This is a genomic window from Mesorhizobium sp. M0016 (assembly GCF_040324035.1).
Lineage (GTDB): Bacteria > Pseudomonadota > Alphaproteobacteria > Rhizobiales > Rhizobiaceae > Mesorhizobium.
The window spans coordinates 417,389-435,481 of record NZ_JAMYVM010000001.1 but is presented as its reverse complement, the minus strand read 5'-3'; the positions used below and the strand labels follow the sequence as shown (position 1 = coordinate 435,481).

Annotated in this window: 19 protein-coding genes and 1 tRNA gene; 11 read left to right on the top strand and 9 right to left on the bottom strand. The window is 64.1% G+C overall.

Annotated elements, in window-relative coordinates; all coding sequences use genetic code 11:
• Positions 1-12: 12 nt before the first annotated feature.
• Together mepK and NKJ88_RS02115 are read left to right on the top strand one after the other, a co-directional pair.
• Positions 13-1,839, top strand: a complete 1,827-nt coding sequence (gene mepK / locus NKJ88_RS02120) for a peptidoglycan L,D-endopeptidase MepK (protein WP_023817275.1) — start codon at positions 13-15, stop codon at positions 1,837-1,839.
• Positions 1,840-1,959: 120 nt separating this feature from the next.
• Positions 1,960-2,033: transfer RNA gene (locus tag NKJ88_RS02115), tRNA-Gln, on the top strand.
• 138 nt (positions 2,034-2,171) lie between these two features.
• On the opposite strand, the gene NKJ88_RS02110 is transcribed toward NKJ88_RS02115, so the two are convergent.
• Entirely contained in the window at positions 2,172-2,810 is a 639-nt protein-coding gene (locus NKJ88_RS02110) for a 2-dehydro-3-deoxy-phosphogluconate aldolase (RefSeq protein WP_023747148.1), read from the bottom strand.
• Positions 2,811-2,984: 174 nt separating this feature from the next.
• Here NKJ88_RS02110 and trhO point away from each other — a divergent pair, with 174 nt between their 5' ends.
• Complete coding sequence (trhO, locus tag NKJ88_RS02105) at positions 2,985-3,911, top strand: oxygen-dependent tRNA uridine(34) hydroxylase TrhO (protein ID WP_023686394.1); 927 nt, start codon at positions 2,985-2,987, stop codon at positions 3,909-3,911.
• A 23-nt stretch (positions 3,912-3,934) separates the two neighbouring features.
• Here the strand turns inward: trhO and NKJ88_RS02100 are convergent, their stop codons facing one another.
• Positions 3,935-4,297 carry a YybH family protein gene (locus tag NKJ88_RS02100; protein ID WP_023701047.1) on the bottom strand — a complete coding sequence of 121 codons (363 nt, stop codon included), beginning with the start codon at positions 4,295-4,297 and terminating at the stop codon, positions 3,935-3,937.
• Between the two features lie 204 nt (positions 4,298-4,501).
• On the opposite strand from NKJ88_RS02100, the gene NKJ88_RS02095 reads away from it, so the two are divergent.
• The gene (locus NKJ88_RS02095) at positions 4,502-5,239 is read left to right on the top strand and encodes a tellurite resistance TerB family protein (RefSeq protein ID WP_023671935.1); all 738 of its coding nucleotides are present in this window, start codon (positions 4,502-4,504) and stop codon (positions 5,237-5,239) included.
• Between the two features lie 354 nt (positions 5,240-5,593).
• On the top strand, positions 5,594-6,355 hold the full coding sequence (locus tag NKJ88_RS02090; protein ID WP_023823299.1) for an SDR family oxidoreductase: 762 nt from the start codon (positions 5,594-5,596) through the stop codon (positions 6,353-6,355).
• A gap of 12 nt (positions 6,356-6,367) precedes the next feature.
• On the opposite strand, the gene NKJ88_RS02085 is transcribed toward NKJ88_RS02090, so the two are convergent.
• Positions 6,368-7,552 carry a pyridoxal phosphate-dependent aminotransferase gene (locus NKJ88_RS02085; protein ID WP_023823300.1) on the bottom strand — a complete coding sequence of 395 codons (1,185 nt, stop codon included), beginning with the start codon at positions 7,550-7,552 and terminating at the stop codon, positions 6,368-6,370.
• Between the two features lie 83 nt (positions 7,553-7,635).
• Between NKJ88_RS02085 and NKJ88_RS02080 the strand changes: the two genes are divergently transcribed.
• The 4 genes from NKJ88_RS02080 to denD are packed head-to-tail and all read left to right on the top strand — an operon-like array spanning position 7,636 to position 10,569.
• On the top strand, positions 7,636-8,322 hold the full coding sequence (locus tag NKJ88_RS02080; protein WP_352443481.1) for a GNAT family N-acetyltransferase: 687 nt from the start codon (positions 7,636-7,638) through the stop codon (positions 8,320-8,322).
• 15 nt (positions 8,323-8,337) lie between these two features.
• Positions 8,338-9,309, top strand: a complete 972-nt coding sequence (locus NKJ88_RS02075; RefSeq protein WP_023744207.1) for a cation diffusion facilitator family transporter — start codon at positions 8,338-8,340, stop codon at positions 9,307-9,309.
• Between the two features lie 58 nt (positions 9,310-9,367).
• The gene (locus tag NKJ88_RS02070) at positions 9,368-9,574 is read left to right on the top strand and encodes a hypothetical protein (RefSeq protein ID WP_023686390.1); all 207 of its coding nucleotides are present in this window, start codon (positions 9,368-9,370) and stop codon (positions 9,572-9,574) included.
• A gap of 11 nt (positions 9,575-9,585) precedes the next feature.
• Positions 9,586-10,569, top strand: coding sequence for a D-erythronate dehydrogenase (denD, locus tag NKJ88_RS02065; protein ID WP_352443480.1), 984 nt, complete (start codon positions 9,586-9,588; stop codon positions 10,567-10,569).
• 10 nt (positions 10,570-10,579) lie between these two features.
• Here denD and NKJ88_RS02060 read toward each other — a convergent pair whose 3' ends face one another.
• From NKJ88_RS02060 to NKJ88_RS02045, 4 genes are all read right to left on the bottom strand, one after another.
• Positions 10,580-11,752: a nickel/cobalt transporter gene (locus tag NKJ88_RS02060; protein ID WP_502904722.1), complete on the bottom strand. Its 1,173-nt coding sequence runs from the start codon at positions 11,750-11,752 to the stop codon at positions 10,580-10,582.
• A gap of 8 nt (positions 11,753-11,760) precedes the next feature.
• The gene (locus NKJ88_RS02055) at positions 11,761-12,429 is read right to left on the bottom strand and encodes a DUF1007 family protein (protein ID WP_352443479.1); all 669 of its coding nucleotides are present in this window, start codon (positions 12,427-12,429) and stop codon (positions 11,761-11,763) included.
• Positions 12,430-12,518: 89 nt separating this feature from the next.
• Entirely contained in the window at positions 12,519-13,418 is a 900-nt protein-coding gene (locus tag NKJ88_RS02050; protein WP_023686387.1) for a LysR family transcriptional regulator, read from the bottom strand.
• 2 nt (positions 13,419-13,420) lie between these two features.
• Positions 13,421-14,620 (bottom strand): amidase, encoded by a 1,200-nt coding sequence (locus tag NKJ88_RS02045; RefSeq protein ID WP_352443478.1) that lies wholly within the window; start codon positions 14,618-14,620, stop codon positions 13,421-13,423.
• 540 nt (positions 14,621-15,160) lie between these two features.
• On the opposite strand from NKJ88_RS02045, the gene odc2 reads away from it, so the two are divergent.
• Both odc2 and NKJ88_RS02035 read left to right on the top strand, forming a co-directional pair.
• The gene (gene odc2, locus NKJ88_RS02040; RefSeq protein ID WP_023747155.1) at positions 15,161-16,294 is read left to right on the top strand and encodes an ornithine/lysine decarboxylase; all 1,134 of its coding nucleotides are present in this window, start codon (positions 15,161-15,163) and stop codon (positions 16,292-16,294) included.
• Positions 16,295-16,438: 144 nt separating this feature from the next.
• A complete protein-coding gene (locus tag NKJ88_RS02035) occupies positions 16,439-16,981 on the top strand; it encodes a GNAT family N-acetyltransferase (RefSeq protein WP_352443540.1) in 543 nt (180 codons plus the stop codon).
• Positions 16,982-17,050: 69 nt separating this feature from the next.
• Here the strand turns inward: NKJ88_RS02035 and NKJ88_RS02030 are convergent, their stop codons facing one another.
• Together NKJ88_RS02030 and NKJ88_RS02025 are read right to left on the bottom strand one after the other, a co-directional pair.
• Entirely contained in the window at positions 17,051-17,335 is a 285-nt protein-coding gene (locus tag NKJ88_RS02030) for an SCP2 sterol-binding domain-containing protein (protein WP_023683274.1), read from the bottom strand.
• A 195-nt stretch (positions 17,336-17,530) separates the two neighbouring features.
• Positions 17,531-18,079, bottom strand: a complete 549-nt coding sequence (locus NKJ88_RS02025) for a hypothetical protein (protein ID WP_352443477.1) — start codon at positions 18,077-18,079, stop codon at positions 17,531-17,533.
• Between the last annotated feature and the right edge of the window lie 14 nt (positions 18,080-18,093).

Sequence of the window (18,093 nt, the reverse complement as noted above, 5' to 3'; positions counted from 1 at the left end):
CGGCGCGATCACATGGGCGTCTGGCCGAGATGGCTGGCAGCGGTGATCGTTGCGTTCGCTTTCCTTGCCGCTACTGCTGCCGGCGCCAGCGCTGAAACGCGCTCGCTCAAGCTCTATCACCTCCACACGCACGAAAAGGCCGAGATCGTCTACAAGCGCAATGGCCGCTACGATCCGGCAGGCCTCAGGAAGATCAACATCATCCTGCGCGACTGGCGTCGCAACGAACCGACCAAGATGGATCCGCGCCTGCTCGATCTGGTGTGGGAAGCTTATCGGCAGGCCGGCGCCACCGACTATATCCAGGTCGTTTGCGGCTATCGCTCGCCGTCGACCAATTCGATGCTGCGCAGCCGCAGCCGCGGTGTCGCCAAGGAAAGCCAGCATATGCTGGGCAAGGCGATGGACTTCTACATTCCGGGTGTGCCGCTGAAGAAGCTGCGCAACATCGGCCTGAAGATGCAGGGCGGCGGCGTCGGCTACTATCCGTCGTCGGGTTCGCCCTTCGTCCACATGGACGTCGGCAATGTGCGGCACTGGCCAGGCATCAGCCGCCAGGAACTGGTCAGCCTGTTTCCCAATGGCAAGACGCTGCATGTGCCGAGCGACGGCAGGCCGTTGCCGGGTTATGACCAGGCGCTCGCCTCCTACAAGGCGCGCAAGGGCGCCGGTTCTCCTGCCATCATGATGGCCAGCGCAGGCGGCAGCACCAAGAAATCCGGTGGCTTCCTGTCCGCTTTCTTTGGCGGTGGCGGTGAAGACGAAGCCGACGACAGCGCCGATGTCGCTACCGCCGCGCCGCCGCCGAGAAGCGTGAAGCCGGTGCTGGCTGCCACGAGCAACAACAACAGCAATCTGCCTGGCATCGCGATCGTGTCGCCGCAGAACGCCAAGCGCGCCAACATTCCGCAGCTTGCCGACGACAGCGCTGACGATGCGGAGCCGCAGGACACGCCGGAGACGATCATCGCCGCGCTGCCCGCCAAGGAAGTGCCGCTGCCCGCTTTCGCACCGCGGCCGAAGGCCGATGTCGGCGCGCAACAACCTGAGACCGTGCCGTTCGGCGTGGCCGATGCCACCACCGAACAGACGGTGGCGACGGCGCAGGCGCCGGCCAATGTGCCGTTCGGCACGGCCGATGCGAGCAATGCCGACCAGGGGGCCGATCAAGCTGCCGCTCCGGCGCAGGTCGCGGTCAACGTCCCGTTGCCGACCTGGCGTCCCGACCGCTCTTCGCCGCCGGCTGAGCTTGCGCCGCAGGACAAGGGCGTTCTGCTGGCGCTGGCCGATACGGCTGCCCACAAGCAGACCGCAACCGACGCGTTCTCGGTGCTGCCGTCGCAGCGTCCGGACGAGGTCAAGGCGGTTCTCGAACAGGCCAGCGCCGCCGATACAGCCGGTGCTACCGACGACTATCAGGTTGCGTCGCTTGAGCCGCGCTCGGCGTTCAACGATCCGTCAGGTGTCGATGCCGCATCGCCGCGCGGCGCTATTGCTGCCCGTCCCGCCGGTACCGATCCAGCCTCGGTGATCGGCGCCGGCGTCAAGACGACACGCAAGGAAGCCAGGGCTTCGGCCCGCGACCTGAAGCCAGGACCGAAGGCAGTGGTGATGGCGGCCGAACCGCAGGCGGCCCGCTGGGCGCTGAGCAGCGGCGACAACATCGCCACCGTTTCCAGCCCGACGACAGCGCCGCGCTATGCCTACAACATCGTGCATACGCCGCCGAGCGAGGTCTACACCGCAGGCTTTCAGGCGGACAACCAGATGGCCGATGCCAACCGCTTCACCGGCAATGCCGTAAAATTCCTTTCGGTCGCCCGCTTCCAGACGAAGTAAGGGCGTGACCGGGGCGTTATCGACTCGAAGCCGCGCTGGGCAACCTGTGCGGCTTTTGTTTTTAGCGAGATCTCGAGCACTGGCTTCCATCGCCACAGAATGCTAACCACCAAGCTGCATTCCCGCTTCGTCTAATGGTAGGACAGCGCCCTTTGAAGGCGTGAATCGTGGTTCGAGCCCATGAGCGGGAACCAAAATCTCAACGCGTAGCAAACCCGGTCGGCGCAGCTGGCGGGTTTTTGTGCCGAGTGCAATTCCGGGAACACTGTGATTTTCCCGGAAAAGCGCGGAGCGCTTCCCTTGGGAATTGCGCAAAGACAAAGTAGCGGAGGTTATTTTCCGAGCTTGCTCGCGGTCTGTGCGAGCGCCTCGATCTCATCCCACTTGCCGGCCTTGACCAACTCGTCCGGCGCCACCCACGAGCCGCCGACGCAGATAACGTTGGACAGGCTGAGATAGTCGGCGGCGTTCTTGGCCGAGATGCCGCCGGTCGGGCAGAATTTCACGTCGGCCAGCGGCGAGGCAAAGGCCTTCAGCGAGGCGATGCCGCCGGATTGTTCGGCCGGGAAGAATTTCAGGAACCGCAGGCCGGCCTCGCGGGCAGCCATGATCTCGCCGGGCGTGATGGCGCCGGGCAGCAAGGGAACGTCGCTGTCCTTGGCCGCCGCCAGCAACTCGCGCGTGATGCCGGGGCTGACGATGAACTTCGAGCCAGCCGCCGCTGCCTGGTCGAACTGCTTGGCATCGAGAATTGTGCCGGCGCCGACAATGGCGCCCTCGACCTCACCGGCCACGCGGCGGATCGCTTCCAGCGCATCGGCGGTTCTCAACGTGATCTCGATCGCCGGCAGGCCGCCGGCGGCCAGCGCCCGGGCGAGCGGGACGGCGTCCGCGACATTGGCGATCTTCAGCACCGGAATGACCGGCTGGCCATTGAGCAGCGACAGGAGCTTTTCGGTCTTGCTGGGCATTGGCTTTTCTCTCCCTGGGTGATTTCAACCGATTAGCAGAAGGCCGATTCCGAGTCCACGAAACCCGGCCTGCCGCGATGTCACATGTCGGCCAACGAGCCTGCGGGCGAATACCGACGAAGTGTCTTTAGCTCTGCCTTGAATCCGCTTTGACCACGGTCTAGTGGCTTGGCGATGACCAACCATGAACCCGTGCGCGTCGCCGCGCTCTACAAATTTGCGAGGCTGGGCGACTTCGACGCGCTGCGGGTCTTGCGCACGCCGCTTGCCGCCTTCTGCTGCGGGCGCGGCATCAAGGGCACGCTGCTTCTGGCGCAGGAGGGCATTAACGGCACGGTCGCCGGCAGCGAAGCCGACATAGCCGACCTGATCGCTTATCTCGAGGCCATCGAGGGTCTTGCCGATCTCGAGGTCAAATACAGCACTGCCGCCGAAATGCCGTTCCATCGCATGAAGGTGCGGCTGAAGCGCGAGATCGTCACCATGGGCGTCGAAGACCTCGACCCGGCGACGGGTGCGGGGACCTATGTCGCGCCGGCCGACTGGAACGCGCTGATCTCGGACCCCGGCACCATCGTCATCGACACACGCAACGCGTACGAAGTGTCGATCGGGACGTTCGAGGGCGCGGTGGACCCGCGCACGTCGAGCTTTCGCGAATTCCCGGCCTGGGTGGAAAAACACCGCGACCAACTCGACGGCCGCAAGGTTGCGATGTTCTGCACCGGCGGCATCCGCTGCGAAAAGGCGACGGCCTATGTGAAGTCGCTCGGCTTCGAGGATGTGTTCCATCTCAAGGGCGGCATCCTCAGATATCTTGAAGAGGTGCCGGCCGAAGACAGCCTGTGGCAGGGCGAGTGTTTCGTCTTCGACGAGCGGGTCTCGGTGTCGCATGGGTTGACCGAAGGCGAGGCCGAACTCTGCCGCGCCTGCCGGCATCCGCTGACGCCGGAGAACCGGCTGTCGCCGCATTTTTCCACCGGCGTGTCATGCCCGCATTGCTACGAGGCACGCTCGGATGAGGATCGCACCCGCTATGCCGAGCGCCAGCGCCAGGTCGAACTTGCGCAGGCGCAAGGCAGGGGACATATCGGCAGTTAAGTGCCGCCGACGCCCTGACTGGATCACCACACGACAGAATAGCGGTCGATCACCCACAGCCATGTGCCGTCGGCCTGCCGGCGCGCGACCTCTGAGGTTATCGAGCCGTCGGCAAGCCTGGTCGACGTCAACGCGAGGTCGCCGTTGATGGCCGCCGGGCGCTGCTCGCCGCGCTGGAATTTTCGCCCGCTCGCGGCAAAGGCTTCGAACAAAGCGCGGATCGCCTCGTGGCCACGCGTCAATTCGGCTGCTCCGGTGTCGATGACGGCATCGGGTTGGAACAACGCCACCATGCCGTCAATGTCTCCGGCCCACTGCCGGTCGATCAACAAACGTTCCAGATCCTGCGGATCGCGCGCCGGTTCCCGGCCAGGTTGATCGGTCACAGCAAGGTTCCTCCCTCGACAATGCGGCGGCGACATTAGCGCAAGCCGAGGCCGGTATCGACACACCGATCACCGATTTGCGGCATTGCCGGCGCCGATAGCAAAGCGCGCCTCCGTCATTGTAATGTCAGTGTGCGGGACCTACGTCTGCAACGTCCAAAACCTGCCCGTCCACGTTGGTGCGGGCCCTTTTCTGGAGGCACCATGTTCGACCCCAAGAAGCTTCTCGACGATCTGCTCGGCTCGCAAGTTCCCGGCACAACCGGCACCGTTCGCGACAAGGCCGGGCAGGCTGTGCAGATGGCCAAGGACAATCCGCTGGCCGCCGGTGCGCTGGCCGCGGTGCTGCTTGGAACCGGCACGGGACGGCAGGTCACCGGCACGGCCGTGAAGCTCGGCGGACTGGCTGCGATCGGCGGTCTCGCCTACAAGGCCTACCAGAATTACAAGGCCGGCAATGCACCCGAGCAGGCGCCGGCGGCCGGCCAGCCGGAATTGCTGCCGCCGCCCGCCGACACCGGCTTTCATCCTTCACAGGCGCCACAGGGCGAGGACGAGTTCACGCTGACCCTGGTGCGGGCGATGATCTCGGCGGCCAAGGCCGATGGCCATGTCGATGACGCGGAACGCCAAAAGATCGCTGGCAAGCTCAGTCTGGCCGGCATCGGCACGGAAGCGGAAAAGTTTCTGATGGCGGAGCTGGACAGCCCGCTCGACCTCGATACGCTGGTCGCAGGCGCCAAGACCGATGAGCAGAGGCTCGAGCTCTACACGGCGTCCCGACTGACGATCGACCCCGATACGCGCGCCGAACGCGGCTATCTCGACCTGCTCGCCGGCCGGCTCGGCCTGCCGGATGCGCTCGTCGATCATGTCGAGGCGACGGTGTCGGCGGCCAAGGTGCCGGTTCCGTCAGGCACGGCGCCGAACCCGCGCTGGTAGACAACGCAGCCGCGCGCCTGGGGCAGGGGGGCCGAGGCCGGAAAAAATGCGTTAACGTCTCGTTTACCGAGGAAGCGCATGATTTTAGTCAGTCGGATCGGGCTTTCCTCCTCCCAAGCCCGGTTCAGATCAGGGCGGTCGCCAATGACCGCCCCTTTTTGTTGGACCGATCACATAAAGTGCGTCGCGCTTCATGTTTTTGTCCTGATGCATGTCGTTCTCTCACAACCGGGGCCACTTTGAGCGACATGCACAGTGTCCGGCTTGCCATGATCCCCGTCATTTGCGATGGGTCGGTGCATTCGGATGCACCCCGATCTGTGCCGGGATGCGCGGCGCGCAGGAGCAAAATCCATGACAGCCCTCCCAGAGAAAACCGCCATCGTCACCGGCGCCGGCACCGGCATCGGCAAGAGCGTCGCCACGGCGCTGCTGAAGGCGGGCTGGAACACGGTGTTTTGCGGCCGCCGCAAAGCGGTGCTCGATGCCGCCATTGCCGAGGCCGGGAAAACGGACGCCAAGGCGCTGGCGGTTGCCTGCGACATCAGCAAGGCCGGCGAAGTCGATGACCTGTTCGAGACGGTGGCCGCAGCCTTCGGCCGCGTCGACCTGCTCTTCAACAATGCCGGCATGAGCTACAAGTCGACGCCCATCGACGAGATCCCGGTCGAGGTCTGGAACGATATTGTCGGAGTCAATCTCACCGGATCGTTCCTATGCGCCCGCGCCGCCTTCGGCGTCATGCGCAAGCAAAAGCCAATGGGCGGCCGCATCATCAACAATGGCTCTGTGTCGGCCTATGCGCCACGGCCGGGCTCGGTGCCCTACACCGCGACCAAGCACGCCATATCGGGGCTGACCAAGACGCTGGCGCTCGACGGCCGGCCCTATGACATCGCCTGCGGCCAGATCGATATAGGCAACGCGCTGACCGATATGGCGCACGCAATGACGGTCGGCGTGCCGCAGGCCAATGGCACCATCGCCGCCGAGGCGGTGATGGACGTCCAACGCGTCGCCGACGCCGTCGTCCACATGGCCAGCCTGCCGCTCGACGCCAACGTGCTGTTCATGACCGTGATGGCGACCAAGATGCCGTTCGTGGGGCGTGGGTGAACAGCCGAAGGCCTACCTCTTCAAAAACGCCTCGATCCGCTCCAGCGCGTGCAAGATGTTCTCTTCGGAATTGGCGTAGGAAAGCCTGATGTAGCCTTCGCCGAGAATGCCGAAATCGGGGCCGCCGATCAGCGCCACGCCGGCCTCCTCGAGCAGTGCCGAGGCGAGCTTCTTGGCCTTCCAGCCGGTCTTCGAAACATTCGGGAAGGCATAGAATGCGCCTTTCGGCGTAATGCAGGAGACGCCGGGCAGCGCGTTCAGCCCCTCGACCACGATCTTCCTGCGGTTGTCGAAGGCGCGCATCATCTTGTCGACATCGTCCTGCGGGCCGTCGATGGCGGCGATGCCGGCGAACTGGCTCGGCGCGTTGACGCAGGACCAGCAATTGACCGCCAGCTTGCGGACCTTGTCGTAGAGATGCCCGCCCTTGTCGCCATTCGGCCAGATCGACCAGCCCATGCGCCAGCCGGTCATCGCCCATGTCTTCGACCAGCCGTTGAGCACGATCAGCCGGTCGCGAATTTCCGGAAAATTGAGCAGCGAAAAATGCGTCTCGCCGTCATAGGTCATGACGTCGTAGACTTCGTCGGAGAGGATAGCGACCTGCGGATGCGCTTGCAGCCCCTCCACCAGCTTCTCGATCTCGGCGCGCGGCGTGACGCCGCCGGTCGGGTTGGCCGGTGAGTTGAGGATTAGCAGCCTCGTCTTCGAGGTGATCAGCCCCAGCGTCTCCTCGGCCGAGAAGGCAAAGCCGTTCTCTTCGCGGATCGGCACCGGAATGGGCGCGGCGCCGGTGAACTCGATCATCGAGCGATAGATGGGAAAGCCAGGGTCGGGATAGAGGATCTCGGCGCCGGGTTCGCCGAACATCAGGATCGCCGCGAACATGGTCGGCTTGCCGCCGGGCAGGATCATCACATTTTCCGGCGAGACCTCGACGCCGGTGGTGGCCAGCGTGCGCCGCACCACCGCTTCGCGCGTCGCCAGCAGGCCGTTGGCCGGGGTGTAGCCATGGTGACCGTCGCGCAGCGCCTTGATCGCTGCGTCGACAATGTGCTGCGGCGTTTTGAAGTCGGGCTGGCCGATGCCGAGATTGACGATATCGCGGCCCTGTTGAGCCAGTGCGGTCGCCCGCGCCAGCACGGCAAAGGCGTTTTCCTCGCCGAGGCGGTCGAAGGCCGAAATCGTGTGGAGCATTTTTCCCGTCCGTGTGGTTCTTGCTGTTAGGTCGCGTTTTTGTGAGCGTCTGCTCACAAAAGTCAAACGGATTGGAGTTTTGCGTGTCGGAAAATCTCAAAGATTGGCAAGCGCGTCCGCGGCCCGAGCGCAAGCCCATTGACGGCCGCTATGTCCGGCTCGAACCGCTGAGCGCCGAAAAGCATGGCGACGGCCTTTACGAGGCGTCGTCGGTGCCTGACATTGACGGCCGCTTTGCCTGGCTGCCCGACTATCCGCCGCAAACCCGCGCCGATTTCCAGCCATGGCTGGACAAGGTCGAGGCGAGCGAGGATCCGCTGTTCTTCACCGTCATCGACAAGGCCAGCGGCAGGGTCGCGGGGCGACAGACGCTGATGCGCATCGATCCCACCTATGGCGTCATTGAGATCGGCAACATCTATTGGGGGCCGCTGATCTCGCGCAAGCCGGCAGCGACCGAAGCGCAGTTCCTGTTCATGAAGTACATTTTCGACGAGCTCGGCTATCGCCGCTACGAGTGGAAATGCAACAACCGCAACGAGCCGTCGAAGCGCGCGGCGGAACGGTTCGGCTTCAAGTTCGAGGGCATTTTCCGCCAGCATCTTGTGGTCAAGGGTGAAAACCGCGATACGGCATGGTACTCGATCATCGACAAGGAATGGCCGGCGCTGCGCAAAGCCTATGAGGCATGGCTCGATCCTGCCAATTTCGATGGCGAAGGCCGGCAGAAGCGGCGGCTCGAGGATTTCCGCGCCGAGTTCGGCGCGTAACAGGAGTTTTTTCCGATGGCGCACAGCCATGATCATGGTTCGCATGCTGGGCATGGCGCCGGCCATGTGCATGGCTCGACCGACAAGAAGCGTGTGCTGATCGCAGCCTGCCTGACCGCCGGCTTCATGGTGGCCGAAGTGCTTGGCGGCCTTTTGACGGGATCGCTGGCGCTGCTGGCCGACGCCGGCCACATGCTCGCCGACTCGATCGCGCTTGGCCTTGCCTGGTACGCCTTCCATCTTGGCGGAAGGCCGGCGACAGTGCGCCTGACCTACGGTTTCGGCCGGGTCAAGACGCTGGTCGCCTACACCAACGGCATCGCCATCTTCGCCATTGCGCTGTGGATCGTCTACGAAGCCTGGGGCCGGCTGATGACGCCGGCGCCGGTGCTGGGCGGGCCGATGCTGGTGGTGGCGATCGCCGGCCTTCTGGTAAACTTCGCCTCGTTCTTCGTGCTGCATGGCGGCGACCACGACAGCCTCAACATGCGCGGCGCCATCCTGCATGTGCTGGGCGACCTGCTCGGTTCGGCGGCGGCGATCGTGGCGGCGCTGGTCATCCTGGCCACCGGCTGGACGCCGATCGACCCGATTCTGTCGGTGCTGGTCTCGGTGCTGATCCTGTCCACCGCATGGTCATTGATGCGCGAAGCCGCCCACGTCCTTCTCGAAGGCGTACCGGCAAGCCTCGACCGCGACATCATCGCCAAGGACATTGCCGGCACCGTCAAGGGCGTGCGCGAGGTGCACCATATGCATGTCTGGTCGCTGGACGGCTCCAGCAACATGGCGACGCTGCATGCCTGCCTCAACGATGGCGTCGATCCGCACCAGGCGGTCAGCGCCATCAAGAAGCGGCTCGCCGCCGAACACGGCATCAGCCACGCGACGGTCGAACCGGAATTCGGCCAGTGCGCCGACAGCCATGACGAGCACGATCATGACCACGACCATGGTGCGCCACCGCATCACGGCCATTATCACTGACAGGGAATTTCATGGCATTGGCATCCGAGTTGACGAGTTCCCGCTGTGGCGGGACGGCATGATGGATCGCGACACGCGAAACGCGCTGATTGCCGCAGCCTGGATCATGCTGCTGTTCGGCATCGCGGCGTTCTATCTGCCGACCGTGATGCTGGCCGTCGGCAATGTCTCGACCGTACTTGCCGGCATCGTCGGCATCGCCTTCGTGCTGGCATTCTTTCTGGTGTTCTGGTTGCGGGGTCGCAGCCAGAACAAGGGCAAATAAGAGGCTTTGAAATGCGCATCCTGATTACTGGCGCCGCCGGCATGGTCGGCCGCAAACTTGTCGACCGGCTGGCCAAGGACGGCACGCTCAACGGCCGCATGATCACCGGGCTCGACCTGCACGACATCGTGCCGCCGCAGGCGCCGGCGATGGACGGCGTCAGCATCGCCACGCATACCGGCGACCTTGCCGACGCCGGTGCTGCCGAGAGCCTGGTCGCCTCACGCCCCGACGTCATGTTCCATCTCGCCGGCATCGTGTCGGGTGAGGCGGAAGCCAATTTCGATCTCGGCTACCGCGTCAATCTCGACGGCACACGGGCGCTGTTCGACGCCGTGCGGCTGGCGGGCTTTTCGCCGCGCCTCGTCTTTACCTCGTCGATCGCGGTGTTCGGCGCGCCGTTCCCGGATGTGATCCCGGACGATTTCCACCCGACGCCGCTGACCTCCTACGGCACGCAGAAGCAGATGAGCGAAGCGCTGCTGGCCGACTATTCCAGGCGCGGCTTCTTCGACGGCATCGGCATAAGGCTGCCGACCATCTGCGTGCGGCCCGGCAAGCCGAACAAGGCGGCGTCAGGTTTCTTCTCCGGCATCATCCGCGAGCCGCTGAGCGGCCACGAGGCGATCCTGCCGGTGCCGCGCTCGGTGCTGCACACCCATGCCAGCCCGCGCTCTGCGGTCGGATTCCTGATCCATGCCGCCGGGCTCGACGGTGCCGCTGTCGGGCCGCGCCGCAACCTCACCATGCCGGGCGTTGCCGTCACCGTCGGCGAGCAGATCGAGGCGCTGGAACGCATTGCGGGCACCAAGGTGGCGAGCCTGATCCGTGAGGAGCCCGACGAGACGATCTGGGCGATCGTCAAGGGTTGGCCGACGCGCTTCGAGGCGCGACGGTCAAGAGACCTCGGCTTCAGCGCCGAAAAAAGTTTCGATGAAATCATCCGCGCGCATATCGAGGATGAGCTGGGCGGAAAGATCGCGGGTCAGGCCTGACCCGCCGAGGTCATACAGTTCCGGACAGGCTCGCCGACAACAGCAACAGTCCGAACAGGAAGACGAAGGCGGCGCCGCCGATCTCGACGACTGTGTGAATGCGGTTGCCCATGCGGCCATCGCCGGCGAAATAGACCGCCCAGTTCTTGGCGGTGACTGCGATCGTTGCCAGCGCCGAGACTGTGATGGCGGTTCCAATCGACATCGCCAGCACCGAGAGCAGGCCGCCGAGCCACAGGCCGTTGAGCAAAGCGAAGCTCAGCACAATCAGCGCGCCGGAGCAGGGGCGGACGCCGACGGCGGCTACTGCCGACCAGGCCGTGCGCCAGTCGAAGCGGTCGCCCGACAGCAGCGCCGGATCGGGCGCATGTGAGTGGCCGCACGTATCACAGACCTCGCCGGCTGGGTGATCGTGAGCGGCGTGATCGTGATGAGCGTGGTCGTGATGGGAATGATCGTGTGTGTCGTGGTCGTGCGCAGCGTGATCGTGATGATCATGCGAATGGTCGTGATGCACATGCAAGGCATGCGAATGCGCATGCGCCGCGTGGCTGTGAGCGGCATGCGAATGGCCGCCATGGGAATGACCGGCGTGGGCTGCCGACAGGTTGTAGGCGGGCGCCTTGCCGAACCAGCGCAGGACCGTAGGCCCGAGCTTGCGCCACAGCAGCCAGGCGCCGAACAAAGTGACGAAGACATAGCTCATGATCTCCATGAACCAGGCTGCGTCGGTCATCGAGATGGCGGTGCCGCGCAGGACGAAATAGCCAAGCAGCATCACCAGGATCGCGGTCAGGCCCTGCAGCAGCGCCGAGACGAAGGACAGCAGGATACCGCGCCTGAGCGCCACTTCATTGGCCACCATGTAGGACGAGATCACCGCCTTGCCGTGGCCGGGGCCGGCGGCGTGGAAAATGCCGTAGGCGAAGGACAGGCCGATCAGCAGCCACATCTTGCTGCCGTCCTCGCGCATTGCTTTCATCGCCGCAGCCAATGCGCGGTAGAATTCCTGCTGGCGCAGATTGATCCACATCAGGATGTGGGCGAACGGGCCGGTGGTGGGCGCCATGCCGTCATTCACACCGATGCCGAGTGAGCTCTGGGCATGGGCCTGCCCGAGAAAGTGCGTCATCAGCAGGGCAGCGACCACGAGGCCGAATGCCAAACGCAGGGACGGTTTCATCACCGGATCTATCCTTCTGGCGGGCAATTCAGTTCGAGCTTGGTGGCGAAGATCTTGCTCATGTCGGTGCCTGTCGGGTCGTTGAAGAACGCGTCCGTCAGGGTCTTCTGGTTTTCCTTGATCGCCTCGTCTGGATCAGGCCGGATGACGCTCTTGGTGCAGTTCGAGGGCAGGCCTTCCACCGTGATGTTGCTATCCTCGGTGAAGTCGATCGCTGTGTAGAAGGTTGGATCGTAGACGCCGAAATCGATCCTGCCGGCGAGCTTGATCGGCACCTTGGGTTCGGATTCGAACAGGATGATCAACTGGTCGTTGTCGAAATTGGCCATCAGATGCGGTGGCGGCGTCATAGGCACGTCCTTGCCGTCGACGGTGACGAGCTGGAAATAATTGAACTCGGCCAGCGAGGCATGAACGGTGTCGGCGACATCCTTCAGCTCCTTGTCGTCAAGCTTCAGGTCGGAGTTCTTGTCGAACTCCATCATCACCGTACTCGAAAACAGATCATCGAAACGCCAGAGGTGACGCAGCGCTTTCACACTTTGGTGATCCGGAGAGAGGATCACGTCGAGGCGGGCCTCGGCGAAGACATGAGGATGCGCGCCAGCCGCTCCAACGGCGGCAAAAGGCGCCGCCAAGGCCGAAGCCAGCATGATTGCGTGCCGTTTCAGATGCATTCTCGGTCGCTGTTCCATCGGCCTCGGAGAGATTTCGAGAGGTTACCAGAAACGGGGCGAAATTGGGACCGCGGCACGGCAGGACCGGCTCAAGCGCTCTCGCGGTTCCTGAACCATTGCACCAGGAAATCGACGAAGACACGGACCTTGGCCGGCAGATAGCGGCGGTGCGGGTAGACGGCGAAAATGCCGCTGCCCGACTGGATGCGGTCGTCGAGCAAGGACACCAGCAGCCCGGATGCGAGGTCGGGCGCGGCGATGAAATCCGGCAGGATGGTGAAGCCCAGACCGGACACGGCGGCGGCTCGCGCAGCCATCGGGCTGTTGACCTCGATCGGACCCGATACGTTGACACTGACTGACTCCTCGCCATCGCCCCTGAAGCGCCAGTTGGCGAGCGAGCGGCCATTGGTGTCGACGATGCAGGGCAAGTTGGCGAGATCCTGCGGGCGCGTCGGCTTGCCGTGCTTGGCGATCAGCTCCGGCGAGGCGCAAAGCTTGATCGAAAACGGCCCCAGGCGGCGGGCGATCAGCGATGAGTTCTCCAGGCGCGAGATGCGCACGGCAAGATCGAAACCTTCCTCGACCAGATCGACAAAACGGTCGTCGAGATGGATGTCGAGCACGATGTCGGGATGCTGTTTGGCGAAGTCGATGAGCGACTGGCCTATCGGCGCGTCGGCGAAGGTGCGCGCCGCCGACAGCTTGATCCTGCCGCGCACGTCGCCGGAGGATTCGCGCACGGCGTCGGCCAGGCTGTCGACCTCGCGCACGATTTCCGAAGCGCGGCTGTAATAGGTATGGCCGGCCTCGGTCAACGAGAACTGCCGCGTGGTGCGGTTGAGCAGCAGCGCGCCGAGTTCGTCCTCGAGTTCGCGCACATATTTCGACAGCAGCGCCTTGGAGCGACCGATCTTGCGCGCGGCCGCCGAAAAGCCTTCGGCCTCGACGACGTCGATGAAGGCGCGCATGCGGGTCAGTGTATCCATCATCAGGCCTTTCGTGCCGCATCGAGAATTCGCCGGCCGAGCCGTATCAGGGCAATGTCGCTGCCGGGAGGGCCGAGCAGCGAGAGGCCGAAAGGGGCACCGTCAACCGAGCCCAGCGGCAGGGTGATTTGCGGAAAGCCTGAAAGACCCGAAAGGCACAAAAGATGCAAGGCCCTTTCGCGGTAGGCCTGGAGCTGCTGCGGCTCGCTTTTGACCAGAGGTGCGGGGCCTGGAACGGTGGGCAGGACAAGAAACCCGTCCTGGCCGAGCAGCGCGGCTAGCTCGGAGCGGAAGGTCAGGCGGCGCACCGCCTCGGCCCGCGCGGTCTTTTCGTCGATCGTGCGGCCAAAACCAAAGCGCTCCTCGACGCCCGGCCCGAGATCGCGCTCGCCAGAAATGATCCAGGCGCCATGCTGCTGCCAGGCCTCGGCGGCCTGGAGGCGGCGAAAGCACCAGTAGAGCTCGTCGGGGAAGGAAGCGAAGCTGTACTCCACCGGCGCCGGCTCACCGACAAGACTGGCGGCCAGCGCTCTCATCCTGGCGTATTCGGCTGCCTCGGCGGGGCCGGCCACGAAAGCGTCCAGCCAGCGGATCGAAAGCGGCCGGGTGAGCGGATACGGATGCGGGTCGCGGCCGAGCAGCAATTTGCCGATCGTCTCATAGGTCTCGATGTCGTCGGCGAACCAGCCGAATGTGTCGAAGCTCGGCGCCAGCTTCATCGTGCCTTCAAGCGAAATGCGGCCATGCGTGGTGCGCAGCCCGATCAACCCGCAAAAGCTCGCCGGGGTACGGATCGAGCCGCCGGTGTCGGAGCCGGTGGCGATATCGGCAAGCTTGCCGGCCACCGCCGCCGCCGATCCGGAGGACGAACCGCCGGTGACGCGATCGGGAGCGGCCGGGTTCACCGGAAACGGAAAATGCGCGTTCTGGCCCATCAGCGAGAAAGCGAACTCGTCGGTCTGCGTCTTGCCGATGAAACGCGCGCCGGCGTCGAGAATCATCTGCACGGCCGGTGCCGTGCTGGACGCGGCGTGGGACTCGGCGAACTTCACCGGATTGCCGCAACCGGTGCGGTAGCCGGCGACGTCGTAAATGTCCTTCACAGCCAGGCGCAGCCCGGCCAGTGGCCCCAGTTCCGCATTGGCCACCGGCATTCGACGCAGGTCGAGAAGGGCGTTGAGCGGGCCGTGCGTGCCTGGCATCGTTCGATATCCGTATACAGTAGGCCCAGCATTGTTCGATGCCGGAAATTTTACAACCTGGAGTACGATTTTTATTGATTGTGAAATCTTTCGATCTTATATCGCGCTTGCCCAAAGTCGCACGTGCCTGTGGGTGTCCGCCGATCCTCGAATGGTGAGGGAAATCGGTAAGGTAACTGGAGCTAACCCCTCCAGTCGGTCTAGCGGCCAACCGCCAGCCCGAGGACACCTTGAAGCAACGACGGTGCGGGCCTTTCTGGTGTTCTGCCGGTCGTCCAAAGACCGGGGTTACTGAAGAGGCACACCTTCATTGCCGGCAGTGCGGACGGGTCTCCCATCCAAGCCAAGGCAGACAAAGCGAACCGAGGCCGGGCAAGGCCAAGGTTCACCGCCGCGAGATGGCGTTTCATGGTTCCGGGGTCTCCACCGGCTGGTTCCATGGATTTCCGTCCCGCCTTTGTTTGACCGCGTGTTCGCGAGGCCGAAAGCCCCGCGTCCGCAGCCTTATTGCGCGCCGCAAGGCGTTTATGGAGAGACCCCATGGCCACCCAGCGCATCCTTGACTTCCTCGCCACCCGACGTCCGTCCGGCCCCTGCCTCGTCGTCGACCTCGATGTCGTGCGCGACAATTTCCGCGCCTTCGAAAAGGCGCTGCCCGATTCCCGGATCTACTATGCGGTGAAAGCAAATCCGGCGCCGGAAATCCTGCGCCTGCTTGCTGCGATGGGTTCGTCCTTCGACACCGCTTCCGTTGCCGAGGTCGAGATGGCGATGGACGCCGGTGCGCCGGCGGACCGTATCTCCTTCGGCAACACCATCAAGAAGGAGCGTGACATTGCACGCGCCTACCAGCTCGGCATCAGGCTGTTTGCGGTGGACTGCGTCGAGGAGGTCGACAAGATCGCCCGCGTCGCTCCCGGCGCCCGCGTGTTCTGCCGCGTGCTGACCGACGGCGAAGGCGCCGAGTGGCCGCTGTCGCGCAAGTTCGGCTGCGTGCCGGCGATGGCCGTCGACGTGCTGCGCCATGCCAGGACGCTCGGCCTCGACCCCTATGGCGTGTCGTTCCATGTCGGCTCGCAGCAGACCGACCTGACGGCGTGGGACCGTGCGCTGGCCGACGCCAAGAAGGTGTTCGCCACGCTCGCCGACGAAGGCATCGTCCTGAAGATGGTCAATATGGGCGGCGGTTTCCCGACGCGCTATCTGCGTGATGTGCCGGCGGCCCAGGCTTACGGCCAGGCCATCTTCTCGGCGCTGCGCAAGCATTTCGGCAATGCGATCCCTGAGACCATCATCGAGCCGGGCCGCGGCATGGTCGGCAATGCCGGCGTCATCAAGTCGGAAGTCGTGCTGATCTCGAAGAAGGCCGAAAACGACAATGTGCGCTGGGTGTTCCTCGACATCGGCAAGTTCGGCGGTCTGGCCGAGACGATGGACGAGGCGATCCGCTATCCGATCGTCACCCGCCATGACGGTTCGGAGACCGCACCTTGCGTGCTCGCCGGCCCGACCTGCGATTCGGCCGACGTGATGTACGAGAAGACGCCGTATCCCCTGCCTCTGTCGCTGACCATCGGCGACGATGTGCTGATCGAAGGCACCGGCGCCTACACGACCACCTACTCGGCGGTCGCCTTCAACGGCTTCGAGCCTCTCCGATCCTACGTGATCTGACGGCTTCGGCCTTCAGATCACCCCAGGCGGACGTTTGCGTCCGCCCGGGTTCGCCTGTGGAACAAGCTCCGCTCGTGAAGGATCGCGGAAATGGACATTGTAAATTACATTGACGGCATTGGATTCTCCCCCCTCGAGGGGGAGATGGCCGGCGGCATTCCCATCGTCGCCGAAACTGCGGCAGACATTGCATCGCGTGAAGCGTTGCTCGATCGCGCTATGGGGCCGATGCGGCGCAAGAAATCGTCGGAGAAGCTGCGGCGTGGCCGCCGGCCTTCCGAAGGCCTCGCTTTTATCGTGCGCGATGCAGCCGGCGCGGTTGCTGGTACGGTGCGGCTGTGGGACGTGCGTCTGGGCGAGGGTGGCCCGGGAGCACTTCTGCTCGGACCGCTCGCCGTCGATCCGGCGCTGAAGAACGCCGGCATCGGCTCGGCGCTGATGCGCCATGCTTTGGCCGAGGCCGCGCGTCTCGGCCATGCCGCGGTGCTGCTGGTCGGCGATGCGCCTTACTATGGCCGCTTCGGCTTCTCGGCGGAGAAGACCGGCGCGCTCGCCATGCCTGGTCCGTACGAGCGGCACCGCCTGCTGGCGCTGGAACTGATCGAGGGTGCGCTCGACGGCGCGCATGGCACGCTGAGGGCTGCAGGTCGCAAGCTCAAGGCACAGAGGCTGTCGCTGGCCGCCTGATTGGTCAAAAACAAACGCCGCCGGTCCTTTGCATTTCAGCGAGGGCGGCGTTTTGTTTTTGCGAAGGGCTCAGCCGATCAGTTGGCTGAGCGCCATGGCGACCGACATATCGCCTTCGACCTTTATCTTGCCGGACATGAACGCCATGGTCGGGTTGAGGTCGCCGGCGATCAGCGAATCCAGATCGTCGAGCGACAGCTTTATGGTGCAGTCGGTCGGCGCGTCGGTGGTCGAGACGGTTGCGCCGTCGATGACGATGACGCCGTTGCTGCCGGTATCGAACTTCACGGAATGTTCGAACCCGGCGCTCGCCACGCGCGACCTCATCTTCTCGGCAATATCCTGAACGCTCATGACTGTTCTCCTGGTCTCGTTGTGTTTTGCCGCGCTTCAGTGACCGGCCTCCGCCGAAGTCACTGTCTCGCGCGTACCGCGATCCTGGTCGCTTGGCGCATATAGCTTCGAGTTGACGTAAACGTCAACGCGCGATGCGTCGTCTCGTTTCAGTCGGAAGGAATGCGGCAGAGAACATTCGCCCTGCGACGAAGGTTAGTGTTCAGCAGCGGGCTTCGCCGCCTCGGCCTGGGCCGATTCCGCCGGGGCCGGTTCGGTCGGCGTGGCCGGATCCTTGCGGCGGCGCATGGCGTTGTCGCGGATTTCGTCCTTGGTCAGGAAGTTGACCTGGTCGATCAGCACTTCATGCACCAGGTCGGCGCCGACGCGGGCGTTGACGGTGTCGCGTATGGCCTTGCGGAAGGCATCGAGATCGATGGTTTCCTTCTTGGTGAAGTCGATCTGCGGATTGGAGTAGAGATAGGAATAGACCTGATCGGTCATCAGCGCTTCGGCCGGGATCGACATCTTCTTTATCTCGGCCGGCTCGACCGTGTAGACGAGCTTGGTGAGGAAATAGCCGTCGATCTTGGAATCGCGGATCAGCGGCACCGAGATGATGTCGGTCTTGACGTAGTCGAGGCCACCCAGCATCGGTTTCGGCGTCTCGCCGACGCCGCGCTCACCGGCCGCCTGGAACGAATAGAACACCGCGCCAAGCGTGGCGGCGCAGATCCAGATCGCGGCGGCGACGAATTTGATCACCGGTTGTTCCCGCC